Annotated in this window: 21 protein-coding genes and 1 pseudogene; 12 read left to right on the top strand and 10 right to left on the bottom strand. The window is 68.4% G+C overall.

Translation table 11 applies throughout. The features are described from left to right. Positions 1 to 147 precede the first annotated feature (147 nt). Complete coding sequence (locus ACFOSH_RS29565) at positions 148 to 906, top strand: GNAT family N-acetyltransferase (RefSeq protein WP_378242373.1); 759 nt, start codon at positions 148 to 150, stop codon at positions 904 to 906. On the opposite strand, the gene arfB is transcribed toward ACFOSH_RS29565, so the two are convergent. From arfB to ACFOSH_RS29535, 6 genes and pseudogenes are all read right to left on the bottom strand, one after another. Then, positions 895 to 1,326: an alternative ribosome rescue aminoacyl-tRNA hydrolase ArfB gene (gene arfB, locus ACFOSH_RS29560; RefSeq protein WP_378242371.1), complete on the bottom strand. Its 432-nt coding sequence runs from the start codon at positions 1,324 to 1,326 to the stop codon at positions 895 to 897. The genes ACFOSH_RS29565 and arfB overlap by 12 nt on opposite strands. 90 nt (positions 1,327 to 1,416) lie before the next feature. Further along, positions 1,417 to 2,487, bottom strand: a complete 1,071-nt coding sequence (purM, locus tag ACFOSH_RS29555) for a phosphoribosylformylglycinamidine cyclo-ligase (protein WP_378242369.1) — start codon at positions 2,485 to 2,487, stop codon at positions 1,417 to 1,419. 30 nt (positions 2,488 to 2,517) lie between these two features. Then, positions 2,518 to 4,056, bottom strand: a complete 1,539-nt coding sequence (purF, locus tag ACFOSH_RS29550) for an amidophosphoribosyltransferase (protein WP_378242367.1) — start codon at positions 4,054 to 4,056, stop codon at positions 2,518 to 2,520. Positions 4,057 to 4,331: 275 nt separating this feature from the next. Next, positions 4,332 to 4,733 (bottom strand): hypothetical protein, encoded by a 402-nt coding sequence (locus ACFOSH_RS29545; protein ID WP_378242365.1) that lies wholly within the window; start codon positions 4,731 to 4,733, stop codon positions 4,332 to 4,334. After that, positions 4,717 to 4,956, bottom strand: coding sequence for a DUF397 domain-containing protein (locus tag ACFOSH_RS29540; RefSeq protein ID WP_037320466.1), 240 nt, complete (start codon positions 4,954 to 4,956; stop codon positions 4,717 to 4,719). The genes ACFOSH_RS29545 and ACFOSH_RS29540 overlap by 17 nt, the downstream gene beginning before the upstream one ends. 283 nt (positions 4,957 to 5,239) lie before the next feature. Beyond that, a pseudogene (locus ACFOSH_RS29535) lies at positions 5,240 to 6,119 on the bottom strand (helix-turn-helix domain-containing protein). Positions 6,120 to 6,322: 203 nt separating this feature from the next. Between ACFOSH_RS29535 and ACFOSH_RS29530 the strand changes: the two are divergent. Beyond that, positions 6,323 to 7,120, top strand: a complete 798-nt coding sequence (locus tag ACFOSH_RS29530; protein WP_378242363.1) for an SAM-dependent methyltransferase — start codon at positions 6,323 to 6,325, stop codon at positions 7,118 to 7,120. A gap of 82 nt (positions 7,121 to 7,202) precedes the next feature. On the opposite strand, the gene ACFOSH_RS29525 is transcribed toward ACFOSH_RS29530, so the two are convergent. Continuing rightward, complete coding sequence (locus ACFOSH_RS29525) at positions 7,203 to 7,583, bottom strand: sterol carrier family protein (RefSeq protein WP_378242361.1); 381 nt, start codon at positions 7,581 to 7,583, stop codon at positions 7,203 to 7,205. A 53-nt stretch (positions 7,584 to 7,636) separates the two neighbouring features. Here ACFOSH_RS29525 and ACFOSH_RS29520 point away from each other — a divergent pair, with 53 nt between their 5' ends. The 6 genes from ACFOSH_RS29520 to ACFOSH_RS29495 all read left to right on the top strand — a co-directional run bounded on the left by ACFOSH_RS29520 (position 7,637) and on the right by ACFOSH_RS29495 (position 13,227). Beyond that, positions 7,637 to 8,263, top strand: coding sequence for a type VII secretion system-associated protein (locus ACFOSH_RS29520; protein ID WP_378242392.1), 627 nt, complete (start codon positions 7,637 to 7,639; stop codon positions 8,261 to 8,263). A gap of 104 nt (positions 8,264 to 8,367) precedes the next feature. Continuing rightward, a complete protein-coding gene (locus tag ACFOSH_RS29515; protein ID WP_378242360.1) occupies positions 8,368 to 9,183 on the top strand; it encodes a lysozyme in 816 nt (271 codons plus the stop codon). A gap of 191 nt (positions 9,184 to 9,374) precedes the next feature. Next, positions 9,375 to 10,220, top strand: a complete 846-nt coding sequence (locus tag ACFOSH_RS29510; protein WP_378242358.1) for a lysozyme — start codon at positions 9,375 to 9,377, stop codon at positions 10,218 to 10,220. A 187-nt stretch (positions 10,221 to 10,407) separates the two neighbouring features. Then, a complete protein-coding gene (locus ACFOSH_RS29505; RefSeq protein WP_378242356.1) occupies positions 10,408 to 11,259 on the top strand; it encodes a Twin-arginine translocation protein TatA in 852 nt (283 codons plus the stop codon). A 4-nt stretch (positions 11,260 to 11,263) separates the two neighbouring features. Then, positions 11,264 to 12,373 (top strand): pentapeptide repeat-containing protein, encoded by a 1,110-nt coding sequence (locus tag ACFOSH_RS29500; RefSeq protein WP_378242354.1) that lies wholly within the window; start codon positions 11,264 to 11,266, stop codon positions 12,371 to 12,373. Beyond that, a complete protein-coding gene (locus ACFOSH_RS29495; protein WP_378242352.1) occupies positions 12,370 to 13,227 on the top strand; it encodes a hypothetical protein in 858 nt (285 codons plus the stop codon). Before ACFOSH_RS29500 ends, ACFOSH_RS29495 begins: the two co-directional genes overlap by 4 nt. Positions 13,228 to 13,254: 27 nt before the next feature. Here ACFOSH_RS29495 and purL read toward each other — a convergent pair whose 3' ends face one another. Further along, entirely contained in the window at positions 13,255 to 15,549 is a 2,295-nt protein-coding gene (purL, locus tag ACFOSH_RS29490; protein ID WP_378242390.1) for a phosphoribosylformylglycinamidine synthase subunit PurL, read from the bottom strand. 119 nt (positions 15,550 to 15,668) lie between these two features. On the opposite strand from purL, the gene ACFOSH_RS29485 reads away from it, so the two are divergent. Continuing rightward, complete coding sequence (locus ACFOSH_RS29485; RefSeq protein ID WP_378242350.1) at positions 15,669 to 17,294, top strand: ABC transporter ATP-binding protein; 1,626 nt, start codon at positions 15,669 to 15,671, stop codon at positions 17,292 to 17,294. After that, positions 17,291 to 19,018: an ABC transporter ATP-binding protein gene (locus tag ACFOSH_RS29480; RefSeq protein ID WP_378242348.1), complete on the top strand. Its 1,728-nt coding sequence runs from the start codon at positions 17,291 to 17,293 to the stop codon at positions 19,016 to 19,018. The genes ACFOSH_RS29485 and ACFOSH_RS29480 overlap by 4 nt, the downstream gene beginning before the upstream one ends. A gap of 70 nt (positions 19,019 to 19,088) precedes the next feature. Here ACFOSH_RS29480 and purQ read toward each other — a convergent pair whose 3' ends face one another. Further along, on the bottom strand, positions 19,089 to 19,766 hold the full coding sequence (purQ, locus tag ACFOSH_RS29475; protein ID WP_378242346.1) for a phosphoribosylformylglycinamidine synthase subunit PurQ: 678 nt from the start codon (positions 19,764 to 19,766) through the stop codon (positions 19,089 to 19,091). Further along, positions 19,763 to 20,002 (bottom strand): phosphoribosylformylglycinamidine synthase subunit PurS, encoded by a 240-nt coding sequence (purS, locus tag ACFOSH_RS29470; protein ID WP_378242344.1) that lies wholly within the window; start codon positions 20,000 to 20,002, stop codon positions 19,763 to 19,765. Before purS ends, purQ begins: the two co-directional genes overlap by 4 nt. Positions 20,003 to 20,068: 66 nt before the next feature. On the opposite strand from purS, the gene ACFOSH_RS29465 reads away from it, so the two are divergent. Together ACFOSH_RS29465 and ACFOSH_RS29460 are read left to right on the top strand one after the other, a co-directional pair. Beyond that, the gene (locus tag ACFOSH_RS29465) at positions 20,069 to 20,857 is read left to right on the top strand and encodes a hypothetical protein (RefSeq protein WP_378242343.1); all 789 of its coding nucleotides are present in this window, start codon (positions 20,069 to 20,071) and stop codon (positions 20,855 to 20,857) included. 102 nt (positions 20,858 to 20,959) lie between these two features. After that, positions 20,960 to 22,540, top strand: coding sequence for a GMC family oxidoreductase (locus ACFOSH_RS29460; RefSeq protein ID WP_378242342.1), 1,581 nt, complete (start codon positions 20,960 to 20,962; stop codon positions 22,538 to 22,540). Positions 22,541 to 22,564 lie beyond the last annotated feature (24 nt).

Genomic DNA, 22,564 nt, shown 5'->3' with positions numbered 1-22,564 from the left:
AAGCCCTGCCTACAGAGAATGAGGGATGCCTCATGCCTGACGCCTTCAGCGGCGTCGGCACGAGCTAGCCGGCGCCCATGCCAGCTCCACCACGCACGCGGGGTTCTCCCGTGCGTCTCTTTCTCTCGCCCGAAAGGCTTTCCACCAGTGCGTTCCGAGACCATTCGTGCTCTCCAGTCCTACATCCGCACCACCGCGGCGAAGTTCCGCGAAACCGAGCGGATCGGGCCGTTCCTGGCGACTTACACGACCGGGAACGACCACACGTTCCTCAACTACGCGATCCCGGACAACGGCGGAACACCCACCGCGCAGGACGTCGCGAAGCTGACCGAGGCGTTCCGCGCCCGCGGGCTCACGCCGCGGCTGGAGTTCCTGTCCGAGGCCGTTCCCGGTGCCGAGGCAGTGCTCGCCGAAGGTGGCTACATCTTGGAACGGCGTATTCCGTTGATGGTCTGCCCGCCGGGGCAGGTCGTCGAGCAGCCGGTTCCCACCGGGACGGTCCTGAAAACACCCGTCACTCCCGCCGGACTCCGGCTGATGATCCGGGCGCAGAACGTGGCGTTCGGCGAACCCGACCCTGGTGAGCACGTCGAGCCGTCTCCCGCCCAGCTGAGCGGCGAGACCATTTCGGTGATGGCGATCGCCGAAAGCGGCGAGGTCGTCGGCGGCGGGGTCGCGACCGCGATCCTCGACGGCGCGAGCGAGATCGCGGGGATCGGGGTCCTCGAGGAGTTCCGGGGCCGCGGGATCGCCGCGGCGATGACGGAGTACCTCACGCGGGAAGCTCACGCCCGCGGCGGCGAATCGGTGTTCTTGACGCCGGGCGCCGGGCAGGCGGAGCGCGTCTACGGCCGGGTCGGCTTCAAGACCGTGGCCGAGTGCGTGCACCTGTCAATCGTCTGAATAACCGCCGCGACGTGACTTCTTGACGTCGCCGCGGCGCTTCTTCGAGGCCAGGCGGCGTTCCTTCGAACCTCGTGAAGGTTTGGTGGGACGCCGCTTGGCGGCCGGGGGCGCCGACGCGTCCAGCAGCAACATCACCAGGCGGGCCCGCGCGGCTTCGCGGTTCATCAGCTGGGAGCGGTGTTCGGACGCGGCGATCGTGACGACGCCTTCGACCAGCCGCGACGAAAGCCTTTCCAGCATCCGGGCCCGGAGGTGTTCCGGGACGGACGCCGAACCGGCCACGTCGAAGGACAGTTCGACCCGCGAGTCCGTGGTGTTCACGCCCTGCCCACCCGGACCCGACGACCGGGAGAACCGTTCGCTCAATTCGGCACCCGGGATCACGAACCGGGAGCCGATCACCACGTCATCAGCCACGGAACCAGTGTGACACCCGGGCCCAAGCCGTTATCGAGCCGAAGGCGAACGTCTCATGTCCGCCTTCGGCCGGACGGCTGTGATGTACGGCTAGAAGCGCGGGTGGTCACCGGAGAGCACGGCGCGCGGGCCGTCCGGGTTCTCCGCGGGCTGCACGTCGCCGAGGATCCACGCCGGTACGTGCCTCGCGGTCAGCATCGCCAGTGCCCTGTCGACGTCGTCGTGGCCGACGATCGCGACCATGCCGACGCCCATGTTGAACGTCTTCTCCAGTTCGGCGCGCTCGACCTTGCCGCGGTGCCCGATCAGCGCGAACACCGGCGCCGGGGTCCAGGTGCCGCGTTCGAGCTTCGCGACCAGACCGCGCGGCATGACACGGGCGAGGTTCTGTTCCAGCCCACCGCCGGTGACGTGCGCGAACGTGCGGACGTCGGCCTCGGCCACCAGCGCGAGGCAGTCCTTCGCGTAGATCCTGGTCGGCTCCAGCATCTCCTCGCCCAGCGAACGGCCGAACTCCTCGACGTGCCCGTCGAGCGGCATGCGCGCGATGTCGAGCAGCACGTGCCGGGCGAGCGAGTAACCGTTGGAGTGCAGGCCGGACGAACCGAGCGCGAGGACGACGTCGCCGGGGCGGACCCGCTCCGGGCCGAGCACCTTCGACGCCTCGACGACGCCGATGCCGGTGCCCGAGAGGTCGTAGTCGTGCTCGCCCATCAGGCCGGGGTGCTCCGCGGTCTCGCCGCCGAGCAGCGCGCAGCCCGCCTGGACACAGCCTTCGGCGATGCCGCCGACCAGTGCCGCGATCTTCTCCGGCACGACCTTGCCGACGGCGATGTAGTCCTGCATGAACAGCGGCTCGGCACCGGTGACGACCAGGTCGTCGACGACCATCGCGACCAGGTCGATGCCGACGGTGTCGTGCTTGTCGAGCGCCTGGGCGACGGCGATCTTGGTGCCGACCCCGTCTGTCGACGAGGCCAGCACCGGCTCTTTCCACTTGTCCAGCTTCAGGGAGAACAGTCCGGCGAAACCGCCGACCCCGCCCATCACCTCGGGCCTGGTGGCCCTCTCGGCGTGCGGTTTGAGCAGCTCAACGGCTTTGTCACCGGCGTCGATGCTGACCCCGGCGGCGGCGTACGTGGCGCTCGTGGACTCGCTCACGGAAGCGGACTCCAACTCTGGAAGAAAGGACTAGGGACGCCGGATGGCGTCTTCAGCACCGTACCCGGCAGGGCTGACGGGCTTCGCCGCGCCATTGACCGAGTCCAGGCTCTCCAGCAGGTGCTTCCCGATCAGTGCGTCCTCAGGGAGCGCGATCGGGTACTCGCCGGAGAAGCAAGCGGTGCACAGGCGCGACTTCGGCTGCTCCGAGGCCGCGACCAGGCCGTCCAGGGAGATGTAGCCCAAGGTGTCCGCGCCGATGGAGCGGCGGATGCCGTCGAGGTCGACGCCGTTGGCCACCAGTTCGGCGCGGGAGGCGAAGTCGATCCCGTAGAAACACGGCCAGCGGACGGGCGGCGAGGCGATCCGGACGTGCACCTCCAGCGCGCCCGCCTCCCGCAGCATGCGGACCAGCGCGCGCTGGGTGTTGCCGCGGACGATGGAGTCGTCGACCACGACGAGCCGCTTGCCGCGGATGACGTCGCGCAGCGGGTTCAGCTTCAGCCGGATGCCCAGCTGGCGGATGGTCTGCGACGGCTGGATGAAGGTGCGGCCGACGTAGGCGTTCTTCACCAGGCCGGTGCCGTAGGGGATGCCGGAACCCTGCGCGTAACCGATGGCGGCCGGGGTGCCGGATTCGGGCACCGGCATGACCAGGTCGGCGTCGGCCGGGTGTTCGACGGCGAGTTTGCGGCCGATCTCGACGCGGGTGGCGTGCACGCTGCGGCCGGCGATCGAGGTGTCGGGGCGCGCGAGGTACACGTACTCGAAGACACAGCCCTTGGGCTCGGGGTTCGCGAACCGCGAGGAGCGGAGGCCCTCGGCGTTGATCGCGATGAGCTCACCGGGCTCGACCTCGCGGACGAACGACGCGCCGCAGATGTCCAGCGCGGCCGTCTCGCTCGCGACCACCCAGCCGCGTTCGAGCCTGCCGAGCACCAGCGGGTGCACCCCGTGCGGGTCACGCGCGGCGTAGAGGGTGGACTCGTCGGCGAAGACCAGGCAGAACGCGCCCTTGAGGGTGGGCAGCAGTTCCAGCGCGGCGGCCTCGATGCCCTTGTCGGCGGCGTTGGCCGCGAGCAGCCCGCACACCAGGTCGGAGTCGCTGGAGGAACCTGTCAGTCCCGCGTGCGGCTTGAGGCCGGCTTCGACAGTGCGATCGCGCAGCTCGGCGGTGTTGACGAGGTTGCCGTTGTGCGCGAAGGACAGGCCGCTGCCGGTGGCGGTGGTGCGGAAGATCGGCTGGGCGTTCTCCCAGACTGTCGCGCCGGTGGTCGAGTAGCGGCAGTGCCCGACGGCGATATGTCCCTGCAGCGACTGCAGGACCTGCTCGTCGAACACCTGGCTGACCAGACCGAGATCCTTGAAGACGACGATCTGCGAACCGTCGGAGACCGAGATGCCGGCCGCTTCCTGTCCACGGTGCTGAAGTGCGTAGAGCCCGTAGTAGGTCAGCTTCGCGACCTCTTCTCCGGGCGCCCAGACGCCGAAGACACCGCATTCCTCGCGGGGTTCCGGATCGGGCTGGTCGGTCACGGGCTGTCCGGCGAGGGACGGGTCGGAAACCACCGAGGTGCTCCCAGGGAGAAGAAAGAGGGCAGGCCGCCACCAGTGTAAACGGTGGGCCGGAGATCAACGCGCCACTCGAAGTGGCACTGGACACGCTTCGTTCAATGACCGTGAGTGACGGGCGGGTGTCAAGACCCGCCACTCACGACCCCCGACCAGCCGACCGCTCCCCCTCGACAGAGGCGGTCGACTGTGCATTGGGGTGCCGGACCAGAACTCTCGGCAACGAAACCGAGGCAGAACTTCCCGGGGACGCGCCCCCGGGGAAAAACAGATCAGCTGGCGGCGAGCCACCTGGACGTGCCGCCACGGCCGGGGACCCAGCAGCCCTTGGACGCGGTTTCCGGGAGGACCAGCGAGCCGGGGATCCGCTCGTCCGGGAGCGCGAGCAGTGCCGTGAGCACTGTCGCCGCGTCGCCGGCGAACCGCCACAGCCAGACCTCGGGCTCGAGGATGTCTTCCTCGGTACCGGGCATCCGGGTCGCGATCACGTCGTCCTCGGCGTTGAGCCGGACCACGTCGACCACGTTGTCGTGGACTCGCACGCCGACCACGGCCATGACCTCGCCGTTCGCGTCGCACGGGTGCACGAACTGGTACCCCCGGTGGATCAGCTCCCGCAGGCCGCTTTCGATATCGGTGATTTCCGCGGTGATGGTGTCACCCGAGAACGTCATCGAATTCGCCATCCTTGGCACCCGCGAGGAACGCGGCCATCTCGGCCTGGGTGTAGATCAGCGCCGGTCCTGTCGGGAAGCGCGAATTGCGCATCGCGATCTCACCGGACGCGAGCGGTGCCACCTCGACGCAGTTGCCGATCGCGTTGCTGTAGCTCGCTTTGCGCCAGTGCGCACCGGTAAGACGATCGGCCGGGATGCCGTTGTCGAACTGTTCAGCCATGGTCCCCACCTTCCCCGACAGAAAACTTCGGGCGATGCATCTGCATGTGCATTTGCCTGTGATCCCAAAGTTAGCACGTGTGACTGCAGCGGTAAATGCACGTGCAGAAGTTTCTGCATAATTCGCGTGCAGTGACGACTTAAGTCATCTGTAGTACCACCAAAGCATGATGATCACAGCCACCATCGGGTGAACAACTACTGCTCGTGGCCACATTTTCGGGTCCACGCAAGAAAACCCCGGAAGTCACCGGTACGGCGGGAACCCCACAACGGTGAGTGGCTCAGACTTCGGCGCGGCGCTTCATCAGCATCTGGCGGCTGCGGTCCGGCGTCTCCGCGTCGACCGCGAGCATGTCCAGCGCCCGGCTGTACCGCTCGATCTCGTCGCGCTTGTCGATGTAGTGCGCGCCGGTCAGGTACTCGGTGTAGGCGATGTTCGGCAATTCCTCTTCCGCGAACCTGAGCAGCGAGAACGCGCTGTCGGCGGAGTAGCCGCTCCGGTCGAACGGGAGGATCTGGACCGAGATGTTCGGCTGCTGGATCATCTCCAGCAGGTAGTCGATCTGGCCCTTCAGCACCTCGCGGTCGCCGATCGGCCGGTGGAGCACCGACTCGTCGAGCACCAGCCACAACCGCGGCGCGTCCGGCCGGGACAGCATCTTCTGCCGCCGCATCCGCAGCGCGACCCGGCGGTCGATCTGCTCGTTGACCATGTCCTTGCGGCCGTGGCTCATGATCGCCCGCGCGTAGTCCTCGGTCTGCAGCAGGCCCGTGACGTACAGCGGCTCCCAGACCTGGATCCGGGCCGCGGCCTCTTCGAGCCCGACGAGGTCGTTGAACCAGCTCGGCATCAGGTCGCCGTAGCGGCGCCACCAACCCGGCTCGTTCGACTCCTTGACCATGTCGAGGAACTGTTGCCGCTCACCGGGATCGGTCATCCCGTACATGGTCAGCAGATCGGCGACGTCGCGTTCCTTGAAACCGACGCGGCCGAGTTCGAGGCGGCTGATCTTCGACTCGGAACCCCCGGATGCTGTAGCCGGCCTCCTGGCGCGTGATCCCCGCGTCCTCACGCATCCGCCGGAGCTGAGAGCCGAGGATCATCCGCCGCGCGGTGGGACCCAGGGACTGCTCACCGCCGGATGGGGTGACCGCGTTCATCGACCGGGGACCTTTCGTACGTCAACACTCGCCAGGGGAACTAGCCGATTACTGAAAGTACACGTTTGGGCCTCGACACGACAGGGATGGCTCGGTTTACCCGCCGCGTACGTGGTTCTACTCTACGTAGAGCCCGAGACTTCCGACACAGTTTTGTGAGGTTCAAGATGCCCGACGCCCCGACGCGGACGGAACGAGTGCCAGTGGGTGTCGACCCGACCCGGGCCAGCATCGCCCGGGTGTACGACGCCTTCCTGCTCGGCAAGGACAACTACGAGATCGACCGGGAGGTGCTGCGCAAGGTCCAGCAGGCCGCCCCGGAGGCTCAGGACCTGGCGACCGAAAACCGCGGTTTCCTGATCCGCGCCTGCCGGTTCCTCGCCAGCCAGACGGGCATCACCCAGTTCCTCGACCTCGGATCCGGCCTGCCGACGGCCGAGAACACGCACCAGGTCGTGCAGCGGATCAACCCCGAGATCAAGGTCGTCTACGTCGACAACGACCCGGTCGTGCTCGCCCACGGGCGCGCGCTGCTCGAGGAGAACGAGAACACGCACTTCGTCTCGGACGACATCTTCGAGCCGGAGCGGATCCTGGAGAACCCGGACATCGTCCGGCACATCGACTTCACGCAGCCGATCGCGTTGCTGCAGCTCGGGACCCTGCACCACTACAACGGGCCGCACGAAGCGCCCCGCAAGATCATGAAGAAGTACATCGACGCGCTGCCCTCGGGTTCGTACGTGGCGATCTCGCACTTCTCCGACCCGCAGGACGAGTTGTCCGAGGTCGCCCGCAAGATGGAGGACTTCTTCATCCACAGCCCGATGGGCTCGGGCACCTTCCGCACCAAGGCCGAGATCGAGGGGCTGTTCCACGACCTCGAGATGGTCGAGCCCGGCGTCAAGCTGTGCGCCGACTGGTGGCCGGACGGCCCGCGGATCAAGGAGCTGAACACCGCTCAGCGGACCATCTCGGGTGGCATCGGCCGTAAGGCTTAAGACCGCCCTGGGCGTGCAATGAAAGGTCCTTTCCTTGCAAATTTTGCAAGGAAAGGACCTTTCATTGCACGCCGGAGCACCCTCAGAGGCGGACCAACGGCAGCCAATGGGCCAGGTCGGCCCTGCTCCCGGAGGCGGTGACCCGCCCCGACTCGACGGCGTCGGCCCAGCCGAGCAGCCCGGTCGCCAGTTCCAGCCACGTGCGCGGATCCGTCTCGACGACGTTCGGCGGCGTCCCGCGCGTATGGCGCAATCCTTCGACACACTGCACAGCCGCGAACGGCGGCACCCGCACTTCGACACTCTTCCCCGGGGCGTCCGACGCCAGCGTCCGCAGGCTCAGCCGGACCGCCGCGGCCAGCTCGGGCCTGGCCGGATCCGGTCCGGATCCGCTCAACCAGGGGGAAATCGCCGTGATCGCGGCACGTAACTCAGCGGGGTCGACCGAACGCGAAGAGGCCATGGGAGAACAGTAGAGTGAGCGCGAACAAACCTTCAGGCACCCGGAACGTGGGGATGACGATGGCGCAGCGGGACGAGGCGGATCGGCTGGCGTCGAGCCCGGCGGGCAAGCGGAAACAGGGCAAGCCGAAGATCACCGAAGAGATGCGCGCCAACGCCAAGGCCAACCCGGACAGCTGGCTTTATGTCATCGACGAGGCCTTCGACCCCGACGGCCCGGTGCCGTCCTGGGCGGTCGTCGGCGCGTACCCGGTGAACGGCGCGGGCGAGATCGTCGAGGACTTCCACCCCAACGACCGCTACCGCCCCTCGCCCAAGGCGCTCGGTTTGCCGGAGCCGCGCAACGAGCTCGAGCAGTTGCTGCAGCTGGTGCGCACGAACCATCGCCCGGCCGCCGACCTGCCGCGGGTCTTCCTCGACTCGACGCTGTTCGTCTACGCCCTTTCCCCGGTCCAGCGCACGGTGATCGGCTTCCACAACGTCGACGGCCAGGTGCTGGTGCCGGCGTACACGGCGAAGACGCTGGTCCCGAGCGAATGGCCGCACGCCCGCGCGGTGCTGGGCCGGGACATGGTCCCGCTGCTCGCCGGGCACCCTGTGACGCTCAATCCCCACGATCGGCTCACCGCGATCATCCCCTCGGAGCACCTCGACAAAGCCCTTTCGGACGAGCGTCGTTAGAGCTCGATTAACCCACTCGGCCCAATTTATTCAGGCCAAAAGCAACTCTTTCGGGTGATGTTCGAGTCGCTGATTCTCTTTTCCCGAGGGATCGTGGCGACGTGATGAGTCGCAGAGTGTGTTCGAAAGGCTGGGGGGCCGTCCTCGCGGCGGGGGTCTTGCTGCTCGCGCAGACCCCCGCCGTCGCACGGGAAAGCGGGCCCAGATACGACGGGGCCGAGGAGCACTACGCCGGTTCGCAGATCGCGCTGAACGAAGGCGTCGGCGTGTCGGTGGGGCCGCTGTACGGCGGCGAAGCGCAGACGCTCGGCCACGACGTCAGCGGTCATCAGGGCGACGTCGACTGGCCCGCCGCGGCCAGGGCCGGCGCGAAGTTCGTCTACGTCAAGGCGACCGAGGGCACCGGTTTCGTCAATCCCCGGTTTCCCCAGCAGTACAACGGTTCCTACGACGTCGGCATGATCCGCGGCGCGTACCACTTCGCCCGCCCCGACATCTCGGACGGCGCCGCGCAGGCGCACTACTTCGTCGACCACGGCGGCGGCTGGTCCCAGGACGGCAAGACGCTGCCGGGCGCGCTCGACGTCGAGTACAACCCGTACGGCGAAACCTGTTACGGCAAGACGCCCGCGCAGATGGTCGCGTGGATGGGGTCGTTCGCCGAGACCTATCTGTGGCGGACCGGGCGGCATCCGGCGATCTACACGTCGACGAGCTGGTGGAAGCGCTGCACCGGCAACAGCAACGCGTTCTGGCAGAACCCGCTGTGGATCGCGCGCTACAACACGGAGATCGGGGAGCTGCCCGCCAGCTGGAAGACCCAGACCATCTGGCAGTTCTCGAACAAGGGCAGCCTGCCCGGCGACCAGAACTGGTTCAACGGCACGCAGGATCGCGTGCGCGCGTTGTCGATCGGCTGACGCCTCGCCCGAGTGGGCGTTACAAGATCACACAACATCGTCCAGATGGAAATGAAAATCACCCACGCGTAGTACCAATTTCACGGAAGTTAGTGACAAACCCGGCACTCGTCGTCAACAATCGTGCCCGGACGGCTACCACCTGCAAGTTAGCCGTCCTCAGCGAGGGTTATCCGTGAAGGGATTGTCGTATGCGCACTTCCCGAAGAATCGCCATCGCCGCCGGCTCCGCGCTGCTCCTGCTCAGCAGCACGGTCCAGGCGTCGGCCGCCCCGTCCCCGGAGATCATGTCGATCGAACAGGATCTCCAGCAGAACAACCACACGATCGGATCGCAGATCCAGCGCGTGGAAGGCGAAACCTCCACCCCGGAGTCCAAGGAGAAGGCGGCCCGGCCGCAGCCTGAGGCCGGGGTGCTCGCGACCGTCGCGGGCATGGACGTCGCCAGCTACCAGGGCAACGTCGACTGGGCGAACTGGTGGGGACAGGGCAAGCGCTTCGTGTGGACGAAGGCCACCGAAGGCACGAGCTACAAGAACCCGTACTTCGCCCAGCAGTACAACGGCTCCTACGGCCAGGGCTTCATCCGCGGCGCGTACCACTTCGCCCTGCCCAACGTCTCCGGCGGCGCGGCGCAGGCGGACTTCTTCATCAACAACGGTGGAGGCTGGTCCAAGGACGGCAAGACCCTGCCGGGCGCGCTGGACATGGAGTACAACCCGTACGGCGCCACCTGCTACGGCCTGAGCCAGTCGGCCATGGGGGCCTGGATCCGGGCGTTCCACGACCGCTACCAGGCACGCACCGGCCGCTGGCCCGTCATCTACACCTCGACGAACTGGTGGAGCACCTGCGTCGGCACGTCGCAGAACTTCGGTGGAACGGTCCCGCTGTGGATCGCGCGCTACGCGTCCTCCGCGGGTGCGCTTCCGCACGGCTGGAGCTTCTACACCGTGTGGCAGTACACCTCGAGCCCGCTCGACCAGAACACCTTCAACGGCGCTTACGACCGCTTGCAGGCGCTGGCCAACGGCTGAGCTGCGCATTTCGTGAAGAAGCGGCTCCCGGCCTCGGCCGGGAGCCGCTTTCGCGTGCCGCTTTCAACGCACGGTACCTTCCGAGCAGAATGCCCCTGAAACCCCTGGCACGGGCGGATCCGGAACCAGCGCTGACCGCCGGTCGTCTGATCAGAAGCCTCAGGCCCCAGTACGGAAGGCGAGACCGATGACCTACCCACCCCAGCCAGGCCAGCCCTACGGCCAGGACCCTCAGGGACAGCAGCCCGGCGGACAACCGCAGCAGGGTGGCTGGGACCAGACCCAGCAGTACGGTCAGCCTCAGCAGTACGGACAGCAGCAGGGCTGGGATCAGACCCAGCAGTACCAGCAGCAGCCGCAGCAGGGCTGGGACCAGACCCAGCAATACCCGCAGCAGCCCCAGCAGGGCTGGGATCCGAACGCGCAGCAGCAGGGCTGGGACCCGAACAACCCGGGCTACCCGCAGGGTTACGGCGGCCCGCCCGCGCCGCCGCAGAAGAGCAAGACCGGGCTGATCATCGGGATCGTGATCGGCCTTGTCGTGCTGATCGCCTTCGGTGTCACCGGTTTCCTCGCGCCGGGCTTCCTGCTCAGCAAGGACGAGGGCAACAACACGGCCGCGCCGCCGCCCGCGTCTTCGTCCGAGAAGGCGCCGACCTCCGCGCCGAAGAGCAGCCCGAAGTCGAGCGCGCCCAAGAGCAGCCCGAAGAGCACCGAAAGCGGTGGCACCGGGTCCGAAGGCAACCCGAAGGGCGTCCAGAACCTCAAGGACTTCATGGCGAAGGTGAGCGCCGGCGACAAGGCGGGCGCGCTGTCGCTGGTCTGCGCGGACATGAAGGCGACCATGGGCGACTCGATCGACATCATGGCCCCGGCTCCGTCACAGCTGGAGGTCACCTCGACCGCCGGCATCGGCGACGGGTTCATCACCGGCGACATCGAGGGCACGGTCAAGGGCAAGAAGGTGAGCGGGTCGGGGATCTCCTCGGACGACAACCCGGACAAGTCCTTCTGCGTCCGTAACTTCTTCGTATTCTGAGCGAATGAAGCGGTTGCTCCGCTCCCCGTTGCTCTGGACCTTCTTCGTCTCGCTCCTGCTGCTGCTCGCCGTGGGCGGCTGGTTGCTGGCCGATCCGGCGACCAGCCGCAGCGAAGCGTTGAAGACCGGCGGCATCGCCGGGGGTGCCATCGTCGCGCTCTACGCGTTGTGGCTCAACGACAGGCGCCGCCGCGTCGAGGAGCGGCGGCAGGAGGTCGAGCGGCAGCGGCAGGAACTCGAGCTGCGGCGGGCCGACCAGGACCGGGACCGGATCTCGGACGAACGGTTCGCGAAGGCCGTCGAGCTGCTCGGGCACGACGCCGACCAGGTGCGGGTGGGGGCCCTGCACGCGCTGGCCGGGCTGGCCAGGGGGCGGGCGATCTACACGCAGACCGTGCTGGACATCCTGTGCTCGTACCTGCGGCGGCCGTTCGAGCATCCGCGGTACGACGAAACCGCGAAACCGGCCCGGGGCGACTCGTCGGTGAAGGCGACCCCGGAGCAGGACCAGGAACTCCAGGTGCGGCAGACCGCGCAACGGCTCATCGGGGACCTGCTCCCCGCGGCCGACTCCGAGGACACGCGTGCGTACGACCTCGACCTGACCGGGGCGGTGCTCGAATACTTCGACCTATCGGAGCGGAAGGTGGGCAAGCTGCTGCTCCGGTACGCCGGTCTGTACAGCAGCACCAACCTGTCCGGCTGCGTGTTCCGCGGACCGGTGTACCTGACCGGCGCGGGAACGGAGCAGAAGAAGCGGATCGGCTTCTTCCGGTGCGACGAAGCCAGGTTCGAGCAGCGCGCCTGGTTCAGCGGGGTGCGGTTCTCCGAGGACGCCGAGTTCCGCGGCACGGTGTTCGCGGGCGAGACCTCCTTCAAGGACAGCGTCTTCGCGAAGAACGCCGTGTTCGCCGGCGCGAAGTTCGGGAAGACGCTGGATCTGCATCGCGCGCGGTTCGAGAGCTTCGCGGATCTGGGTTTCGGTGAGCCGCCCGGCACGGTGTCGCTGTACAACACGATGGTCGAACCGTCGAGGGATCACGAACTCCCGGCGGGCTGGTCCGCCGAGACCCTGCCCGACGGGCGGGCCCGGCTCGTGATGAAGGACCGATGAGACGACTGCTCAGGTCGCCGCTGCTGTGGACGTTGCTGTCCTCGGTCGCGGTGCTGGTCGGGGTCACCGCCTGGCTGCTCACCGATCGCGCGACGAGCCGCGGCGACGCGCTCAAGACCGGCGCTCTGGCGGGCGGGGCGATCGCCGCGCTCTACGGGCTCTGGCTCAACGACCGGCGGCGGCGCACCGAGGAGGACCGGCACGAGATCGAGCGCAGCCGGATCTCCGACGAACGTTTCGCCAAGTCGATCGAACTGCTGGGCAATGACGCCGACCAGGTCCGGGTCGGGGCGATGCATTCGCTCGCGGGGCTGGCGAGGACGCGGCCGGAGTACCGGCAGACGGTGCTGGACGTGTTGTGCGCCTACCTGCGGCGGCCGTTCGCGCATCCGAACTTCCCTAGTGACATCGACTGGGACACGGAAAACCGGGCCGAGGCGGAACGCGAGCGGCTGGTCCGCCGCGCGGCGGAACGACTGATCCGCGACATCCTGCCGCACGCCGGGACCACCGGGCCGACGTTCTCACTCAACCTCAGTGACGCCCGGCTCGACAAGCTGGGGCTGCTCGGCAGACGGGTCGGCTGGTTCGGCGCGGATCGCTGCGAGGTGTCGAGCTACCTGGACCTCACCGACGCCCAGCTCTCCGGGAAGTTCCTGCTGGAGGATGTGACGATCCACGGCGAGTTCGTGCTCACGAGGGCGAGGTTCGAGCGGAAGGTGTCGCTGGATCACACGGTCGTCGAGACCGCTGTCGACTTCAGCACGGCTACCTTCGCGGAGCCGCCGTCGCTGTCGGGCGCGAAGTTCCCGCCGGGTTCGGCGTTGCCGCTCGTGAGTGGTAAAGACGGTTAGAACCGTCCTTACCACTCACGAGAGCCTTTAGTCGAACAGGGCGGGGAGCGTGCGCTCCCAGGTCTCGCGAAGCTCGTCCAGGGTGAACTCGGTGATGTCCTGAAGTTCGAGCGAGCCCGACTCCGGGTCCACCACACCGGTCTTGCGCCACGGCAGGCCGCGCGCGGTGAGCATCTCGGTGAACCGCAGTTCCTCGGTGCGCGGCACGGCGACCAGTACCCGGCCCGCGGACTCGGAGAACAGCTGCACGAACGGGTCCTGCGCGTCGTCGAGGAAGACGCGGGCGCCGCACTGTCCGATGAGGACGGTTTCGACGAGCGTCTGGATCAGGCCGCCGTCGGAGACGTCGTGCGCGGCGGAGATCATGCCGTCACGCGAACCGGCGATGAGGACGTCGGCGAGCAGCTTCTCGCGCGCCAGATCCACGCGAGGCGGGCGGCCGCCGAGGTGGCCGTGCAGCTCGCGCGCCCAGGCGGAACCGTCCAGCTCGTCGTGGGTCTCGCCCAGCAGCAGCAGGGTTTCCCCGGCCTCGGCGCCGATCCCGGTCGGGATGCGGCGGGTGACGTCGTCGATCACGCCGAGCACGCCGACCACCGGCGTCGGCAGGATCGCCACGTCGCCCGTCTGGTTGAAGAAGCTGACGTTGCCGCCGGTCACCGGGATGCCGAGTTCGACACAGCCGTCGGCCAGACCGTGCACGGCCTGCTCGAACTGCCACATCACACCCGGGTCGGTCGGCGCGCCGAAGTTCAGGCAGTCCGACACCGCGACCGGCTTCGCGCCACTGGTGGCGACGTTGCGGTACGCCTCGGCCAGCGCGAGCTTCGCGCCCTCGTACGGGTCGAGGAAGACGAACTTGCTGTTGCAGTCGGTCGAGACGGCGACACCGCGGCCGGTCGACTCGTCGATCCGGATGACGCCGGAGTCCGACGGCTGCGCGGACACGGTGTTGCCGCGCACGTAGCGGTCGTACTGGGAGGTCACCCATTCCTTCGACGCCTGGTTCGGCGACGAGATCAGCTTGAGCACGTCGGCGCGCAGTTCGTCCGAAGTGGACGGACGCGGCAGCTTCGCCGAGGTGTCGGCCTGTAGAGCGTCCTGTGTGGACGGACGCTGGATCGGGCGGTCGTACACCGGGCCCTGGTGCGCCACGGTGTGCGCCGGGACGTCGACGACGATCTCGTCGTCCCAGGTGATGACCAGGTGCTCGCCGTCGGTGACCTCGCCGATGTCGGTGGCGATGACGTCCCACTTCTCGCAGACCTTCATGAACGCCTCGACGTTCTCCGGCGAGACGACCGCGCACATCCGTTCCTGCGACTCGCTGGAGAGCACCTCCGCCGGGGTCATCCCGGTGGCGCGCAAGGGAACCCGGTCGAGGTAGATGTGCATGCCGCCGTCACCGGCGGCCGCGAGCTCCGACGTCGCGCAGGAGAGCCCGGCGCCGCCGAGGTCCTGGATGCCGACGACGAGCTTCTGCGCGAACAGTTCGAGACAGCACTCGATGAGCACCTTCTCGGTGAAGGGGTCGCCGACCTGGACGCTGGGAAGCTTCTTCCGGCCACCCGAGGATTCGTCGCCGGAGAACGTGTCGCTCGCGAGCACGGACACGCCGCCGATGCCGTCGAGGCCGGTGCGCGCGCCGAACAGGATGATCTTGTTGCCCTTGCCGGAGGCGAAGGCCAGGTGCAGGTCTTCGACGCGCATCGCGCCGACGCACAGGGCGTTGACCAGCGGGTTACCGGAGTAGCTCGGGTCGAACACGAGCTCGCCGCCGATGTTCGGCAGACCGAGGCAGTTGCCGTAGCCGCCGACGCCGGCGACCACACCGGGCAGCACGCGGCGGGTGTCGGCCGCGTCGGCCGGGCCGAAGCGCAGCGCGTCCGCGACCGCGAGCGGGCGCGCGCCCATCGCCATGATGTCGCGCACGATGCCGCCGACGCCGGTCGCGGCGCCCTGGTACGGCTCGACGTAGGACGGGTGGTTGTGGCTCTCGACCTTGAAGGTGACCGCCCAGCCCTCGCCGATGTCGACGACGCCGGCGTTCTCGCCGATACCGGCGAGCATCTTCTCCTGCATCTCGGGAGTGGCCGTCTCGCCGAAGTAGCGCAGGTGCTTCTTCGAGGACTTGTACGAGCAGTGCTCGCTCCACATCACCGAGTACATCGCCAGTTCGGCGTCGGTCGGACGGCGGCCGAGGATCTCCCGGATCCGGGCGTACTCGTCGTCGGCGAGGCCGAGTTCGACGTACGGCTGGGTCTGTCCGGGGGTCGCTTCGGCAAGTGCGGTGGTGTCGACTGGGATGTCAACGGTGCTGGTCACGGTGTCCACATCAAGGTTCGCCACGGCCTTGAGAATAGGCGAGCCACATGTTCACCTCTCGGTCGCCCACGGATAAATCGGTCGCGCCCGAGACGGTGATCCGCCTACCGTCGATAATCGTGCTTTCCGCCACATATCCCCTTCCACGACTGCGGCTGCCCGCCAAGCCGACCGCCTGGCGGTACCTCGTCGCGATGATGCTCGCGCGGCCGGGACTGCTCGTCGTCTCGGCGATCAGCGGCGCGCTGTGGTCGCTGCCGATCGCCCTGTTGCCGGTCGCGATCGGCCGGGGCATCGACGCGATCGGCCGCGGCGACGGCGACTCCGTCTGGTTGTGGGGCCTCGCGGCAGCCGGGCTCGGGATCGCGCAGACGCTCGCGGGCACTGTGCAGCATTTCGCGTCCTACGGCTGCTGGATCCACGGCGCCGGGGTCACCCAGCGCCTGACCACCGAGCACGCCGCGAAGCTGGGCGCGAACCTGCGGGACACGACCACCACCGGTGACGTCGTCGCGATCACCACCAGCGACATCAACCCGATCGGTGACTCCTTCGAGGTACTCGGGCGGGCCTTCGGTTCGCTGATCGCGTTCATCGTGTGCGCGACGGCGCTGCTGACGACGTCCCCGCTGCTCGGCGTGGTCGCGCTGGTCGGCGTCCCGCTGGCGGTGGTGGGCATCGGCCCGCTGCTGAAGCCGCTGGAGAAGCGCCAGACGAAGCAGCGCGAGGAGAAGACCGAGGTCAACGCGCTGGCCGCGGACATCGTGTCCGGCCTGCGGATCCTTCGCGGTGTCGGCGGCGAGAAGCAGTTCCTCGACCGCTTCCGCCGCTCCAGCCAGCGGGTCCGGGCGGCCGGTGTCCAGGTCGGACGCAGCGAGGCGTGGCTCTCGGCGGCGGAGATCGCGCTGCCGGGCCTGGTCACGGTGGTCATCACCTGGCTGGGCGCGCAGCTGGCGATGAACGGCACCATCGGCGTCGGCGAGCTGATCACGTTCTACGGCGTCTCGGTGTTCCTGGTGGTGCCGGTGACGACGGCGACCGAGTTCGCGGGCGTGCTGAGCGCCGCGCTGGTTTCGGCGCGGAAGGTGTGCAAACTGCTGTCCACCGAACGCACGCTCGCCGAGCCGGGGAATCCGGTGCCGCTGCCGGAAGGTCCGCTGGACCTGGTCGACGAGACGTCCGGGATCAAGGCCGAGGCCGGGAAGCTGACCGTGATCGACGTCGGGGCCGACGCCGAGGCGGTGGCGTCCCGGATGGCGCGGTTCACTGATCCGGGTGAACCTGCCCTCGTCGGCGGGGTCCCGGTGGACCAGGTCGCGCTCGGCGATCTGCGCCGGCGAGTGGTCTACGCGCACAACCAGGACATCTGGTTCTCCGGGGTGCTGCGCGAGCAGGTCACCCCCGCCGAACCCGGCGACGTCGAGATCACCGAAGCACTGTATGCGGCGGACGCCGAGGACATCGTGGACGCGCTGCCCCACGGCGTCGACGAGGTGATCGGCGAACGCGGACGTGAGGTTTCCGGTGGTCAGCGGCAGCGGCTGAACCTGGCCCGCGCGCTGGCGACCGGCGCCGACGTCCTGCTGCTCGACGAGCCGACCTCGGCCGTCGACGCGCATACCGAAGCCCGCATAACCGAACGCGTCGCGAAGCTGCGGCGCGGCAAGACCACCGTCGTGTTCAGTCAGAGTCCTTTGTGGACACATGTGGCCGACGTGGTCATCGATACGGAAGTACCGGCATGAAGAAGCTGCCGTTGGCAGACAGGAAAGACGTTCGACGATGGATCAGGGAGACCGCGCGGGACAACAAGCGTGAGTTCTCCGTGATGCTCGGGCTGTTCTGCGTCGCGACCGCGATCGGGCTGGCCGGGCCGCAACTGCTGGGCGCGCTGGTGGACGAGGTCGTCGAAGGCACGACGACCACCACGATCACTTGGCTCGCGGTCGCGTTCGTGGTCGTGCTGGGAGCGCAGGCCTGGTTCAAGGGGCTGGCGCGGCTGCGCGCGCGGGTGTTCGGCGAGCGGATCCTGGCGCACAACCGCGAGGAGTTCGTCGGGAACGCGCTGAACCTGCCGCTCGGGACGGTCGAGGCGGCGGGCACCGGTGACCTGCTCAGCCGCGCGACCACCGACGTCAGCCGCATCGACCACGCCGTCCGCTTCGGCGCGCCGGAGATCCTGATCGCCGCCGTGACGGTGGCGTTCACGGTGGTGGCGATGGTGGTCACGTCACCGTTCCTGGCGCTCGGCCTGCTGATCGCGCTGCCGCTGCTGGTGCCGGTGAACATCTGGTACCAGCGGCGGGTGCCGGACGTGATGCGGCGGATGCTGGACCGGTGGGCCGAGCTGCAGTCCACCACGCACGAGACCGCGGAGGGCGCGCGGACGGCGGAGGCGCTGAACCTGACCGGCCGCCGCGTGCGCGCCGGGCACGACGGTCTCGACGCGGCGATGCTGGGCGAGCGCAAGATCCGGGCGTTGCAGATGCGGTGGATCCCGTCGCTGGAGATCAGCTACGTACTGCCGGTGCCGGTGATGCTCGGGCTGGGCCTGCTCGCCTACTCGAACGGCTGGGAGGGACTCGGCACGATCACCGCGATGCTGCTCTATTCGCAGGTCATGACGGGTCCGCTGAACGAGGCGCTGTTCTGGCTCGCGGACATGCAGGTCGCCGGGGCCTCGCTGCGGCGGCTGCTGGGTGTCCGTCCGACTTCCTCGGAGGCTTCGGCTTCGGAGGCTCCGCGCGGCCAGGACATCGAGGTCCGCGACGTGCGCTTCGGCTACAACGCGGAGCGCGAAGTGCTGCACGGGATCGACCTGCGGGTGCCCGCCGGGGAACGGCTGGCGATCGTCGGCCCGTCCGGTGCCGGCAAGTCGACGCTGGGGCGGCTGCTGGCCGGGATGTCGGCGCCGACGTCGGGTTCGGTGCGGATCGGCGGGGCCGAGGTGTCGGCGCTGCCGGACGACGTCCTGCGCGGCGAGGTCCTGCTGCTGACCCAGGAGCACCACGTGTTCACGGGGACGCTGCGGGACAACCTCACGCTGCCCGCCGGGGACTGGACCGACGATCGGCTGCTGGCCGCGCTGGCCTCGGTCGGCGCTTCGGAGTGGGTGGCGAGCCTGCCGGACGGGCTGGACACGAAGGTCGGCGCCGGGGCTGTCGCCGTCCCGGCGGCGATGGCGCAGCAGCTGGCGCTGGCGCGGGTGGTGCTGGCCGACCCGCACACGCTGGTGCTGGACGAGGCGACGTCGCTGCTGGACACGGGTTCGGCGCGGGATCTGGAGCGGTCGCTGAGCGCGGTGCTCGAAGGGCGCACGGTGATCGCGATCGCGCACCGGCTGCATACGGCGGCCGCGGCGGACCGGGTCGCCGTCATCGAGGGCGGCAAGGTGACCGAGCTGGGTTCGCACGCGGAGCTGCTGGCGGCGGGTGGGCCCTACGCGGCTCTGGTGGCCGCCGCCTCCTGACGCAATTCGGCACCTGATTGCGATGGTTGCGCGTGCAACTACCGCAAGCAGGTGCCGAATTGCGTGGGGGTCAGGCGGAGACGAGGGCGTCCACGGCGCTGTAGAACATGCCGAGGCCGTCATCGGAAGGCCCGGTGAGGGCGTCGATGGCGTGCTCCGGATGCGGCATGAGCCCGACGACGCGGCCGTTCTCGCTGCGGATCCCGGCGATGTCGTTGCGCGAGCCGTTCGGGTTGCCGCCGACGTAGCGGAACACGACGCGGCCTTCGCCCTCCAGCTCGTCGAGGGTGGCCTGCTCGGCGACGAAGCAGCCGTCGATGTTCTTCATCGGGATGAGGATCTCGGCGTCTTTGTCGTACCGGGTGGTCCACGCGGTGTCGTTGTTCTCGACGCGCAGCCACTGGTCACGGCAGATGAAGTGCAGGCCCGCGTTGCGGATCATCGCGCCCGGCAGCAGCCCGGCCTCGCACAGGATCTGGAAGCCGTTGCAGATGCCCAGCACGGGCATTCCCTTGTGGGCGGCCTCGATCACCGAGGACATCACCGGCGCGAACCGGGCGATGACGCCGGCGCGCAGGTAGTCGCCGTAGGAGAAGCCACCGGGGACGACGACCGCGTCGACACCCTTGAGGTCTTCGTCCGCGTGCCACAGCGGCACGGCTTCGGCGTCGGCGTAGCGGGCCGCGCGGGCCGCGTCACCGTCGTCGAGCGTGCCGGGGAAGGTGATGACCCCGATACGGGCGCTCACGCCTCCACCCGGCGGATGGTCCACTGCTCGATGACGGGGTTCGCGAGGAAACCTTCGGCGATCTTTTCGAGCGTCGCGTCGTCGACGGAGTCGTCGACCTCGATCTCGAAGTGCTTGCCCTGACGGATCTCGGCGATCCCGGTGAAGCCGAGACGACCGGCGGCGCCGAGCGCGGCCTGCCCCTGCGGGTCGAGGATTTCGGGCTTGGGCATGACATCGACGACAACTCGGGCCACGGCAGGCTGCTCCTTATTCATGCAGGTCGTGGGTACCGCCCGAGCCTACTTCACTACGGTTGCCGCATGACCTACGGGCAACCGCAGTACGGGTACACCCCTCCGCCGAAGAAGTCGAAGGCCTGGCTGTGGATCACGCTCACGCTGGTCGTGGTCCTGATCGCGGGCGGTGTCGCCTTCACCGGCTTCGTGTCTCCGGGCTTCTTCAAGACCAAGTCCGACACCGCGTCGCGCGCGACGCCGGAGCAGCTCAGCCAGTCTTTCGTGAACGGCGTCGGCGAAGACCGCGTAAGCCAGCTCTGGTGCCCGGTCCGCTCGAAGCGGTCCTACACCTTCGAGCAGACCATGGCCGTCTCCGAGGGCGCACAGCTCAGGACGTCCGCGCACCAGCGTGCGGCGCAGGAGTACTCGGCCGCCTTCACCGCCGGAGGCCTGACCGTCGGGATCGCGATGATCCCCGGCGAGGGCGGCTGGTGCGTGCGCGACGCCAAGGTCGGCGGCGAGCCCGAGCCGCTCCCGAGCATCGAGACGCGGCCGTCGCCGCACCCCGACGTCAAGACCGGGGAAGAGGCGGGGACCAAGTTCGTCGACGCGGTCAACGCGCGCGACATCCCGGCCGCGTTGTCCGTGCTGTGCGCGAAGGTGCCCGACACGACCCGCGACGGCGTCCAGCAGATCATCCACGGCGAGGCGCGGTACACCGTCGACAAGACCGACGTGCTGACCACGGCGAAGCAGACGATCCTGCACTTGTCGGGCGAGAACGACGGCGTCCGGAAGCCGGGGCGGATCGAGACCGAGGACGACGCCGAGGGCGGCCCCTGCGTCGCTTCGTTCGCACCCGACTCCGACTGAGCTCGCACTGATCCTTCGACTGGGGGATGCTCGGAGCGCGGCGTTGGGCCAAGATGAGCCCATTGGCGGGGCGTCAACACCGGGCGAGCAGCAGGAGGCACCGTGGCCGATCAGGACTCCTTCGACTACGTGATCGTCGGCGCGGGCAGCGCGGGATGCGTGCTGGCGAACAGGCTGAGCGAGGATCCGTCAGCGCGGGTGCTCCTGCTCGAGGCGGGCGGCGAGGACGACGCGGACGAGATCCACATCCCCGCCGCGTTCCCCGGTCTCTTCAAGACCAAATGGGACTGGAACTACGAGACGGTCGAGCAGAAGCACACCGGCAAGACGCTGTACTGGCCGCGCGGGAAGACGCTCGGCGGCTGTTCTTCGATCAACGCGATGATCTACATCCGCGGCAACCGCGCCGACTACGACGGCTGGCGCGACGGGCACGGCGCCGAGGGCTGGGGTTTCGACGACGTCCTGCCGTACTTCAAGCGGGCGGAGAGGAACCAGCGGCTCGGCGGGCCGCTGCACGGCACCGACGGGCCGCTGAACGTCGAGGATCGCCGCTTCACCCACGAGCTTTCGCACGCCTGGGTGGATTCCGCGGTCGACTGGGGCCTCAAGCGCACCGACGACTTCAACGGCGAGTCGCAGGAAGGCGCCGGTGTCTACCAGGTGACGTGCAAGAAGGGCCGCCGCTGGTCGACGGCCGACGCGTACCTGCGCCCCGCCCTGACCCGCGCGAACCTGACCGTGCGCACCCACGCGCAAGCCACCCGCGTCGTCTTCGAAGGCACCCGCGCGGTCGGCGTGTCCTATTTGGACAAAGGTGTCGAGACGACGGTGCGCGCGTCGGCCGAAGTCCTGCTGAGCGGCGGTGCGGTGAACTCGCCGCAACTGCTGATGCTGTCCGGTGTCGGACCGGCGGAACACCTGCGGGAGCACGGGATCGAGGTGGTGGCCGCGCTTCCCGGTGTCGGCGAGAACCTGCACGACCACCCGGCCTGCGGGATCATCTGGTCGACCCGCGGCACCACCGACCTGGTGGACGCGGCGACGCCGGGTGGCCTGGTGCGCTACCAGCTCACCAAACGCGGCCCGCTGGCTTCGAACATCGGCGAGGCAGGCGCGTTCTTCCCCGCCGCGGACGGTGTCTCGCCGCCGGACATGCAGATCCATGTCGCGCCGACGTTGTTCTACGACAACGGGATGCGTGAGCCGACGATGCCGGGCTTCACGTCCGCGGCGACCCTGGTGGACGTCGCGAGCCGGGGACGGCTGCGGCTGAAGTCGGGGAATCCCTTGTGGAAGCCCGAAATCGACCCGGCGTACTACGCCGAGTCCGTGGACATGGAGAAGATGCTGGCCGGGATGCGCACCCTGGTGGAGATCGGGAAGTCCGGCCCGCTGGCGAAGTACCTGGACAAGCCGTTCCTGCCGGAGCGCCACGACCTGACCGACAGCGAACTGGCCGACTACGTGCGCGAGAAGACGCAGACGCTGTACCACCCGGTGGGGACCTGCTCGATGGGGACGGGCGAGAACGCCGTCGTCGACCCGTCGCTGAAGGTGCGTGGGGTGGACGGGCTGCGGGTGGTGGACGCGTCGGTGATGCCCGTGGTGCCGCGCGGGAACACGAACGCGCCGACGATCATGGTGGCGGAGAAGGCGGCGGATCTCATCCGGGGCGAGTAGCGCTCAGATGTCATGAAAGGGTCG

Source organism: Amycolatopsis speibonae (genome assembly GCF_042647925.1).
In the GTDB taxonomy this organism is placed as follows: Bacteria; Actinomycetota; Actinomycetes; order Mycobacteriales; family Pseudonocardiaceae; genus Amycolatopsis; species Amycolatopsis speibonae.
This window is presented reverse-complemented; position numbering and strand designations above follow the sequence as displayed.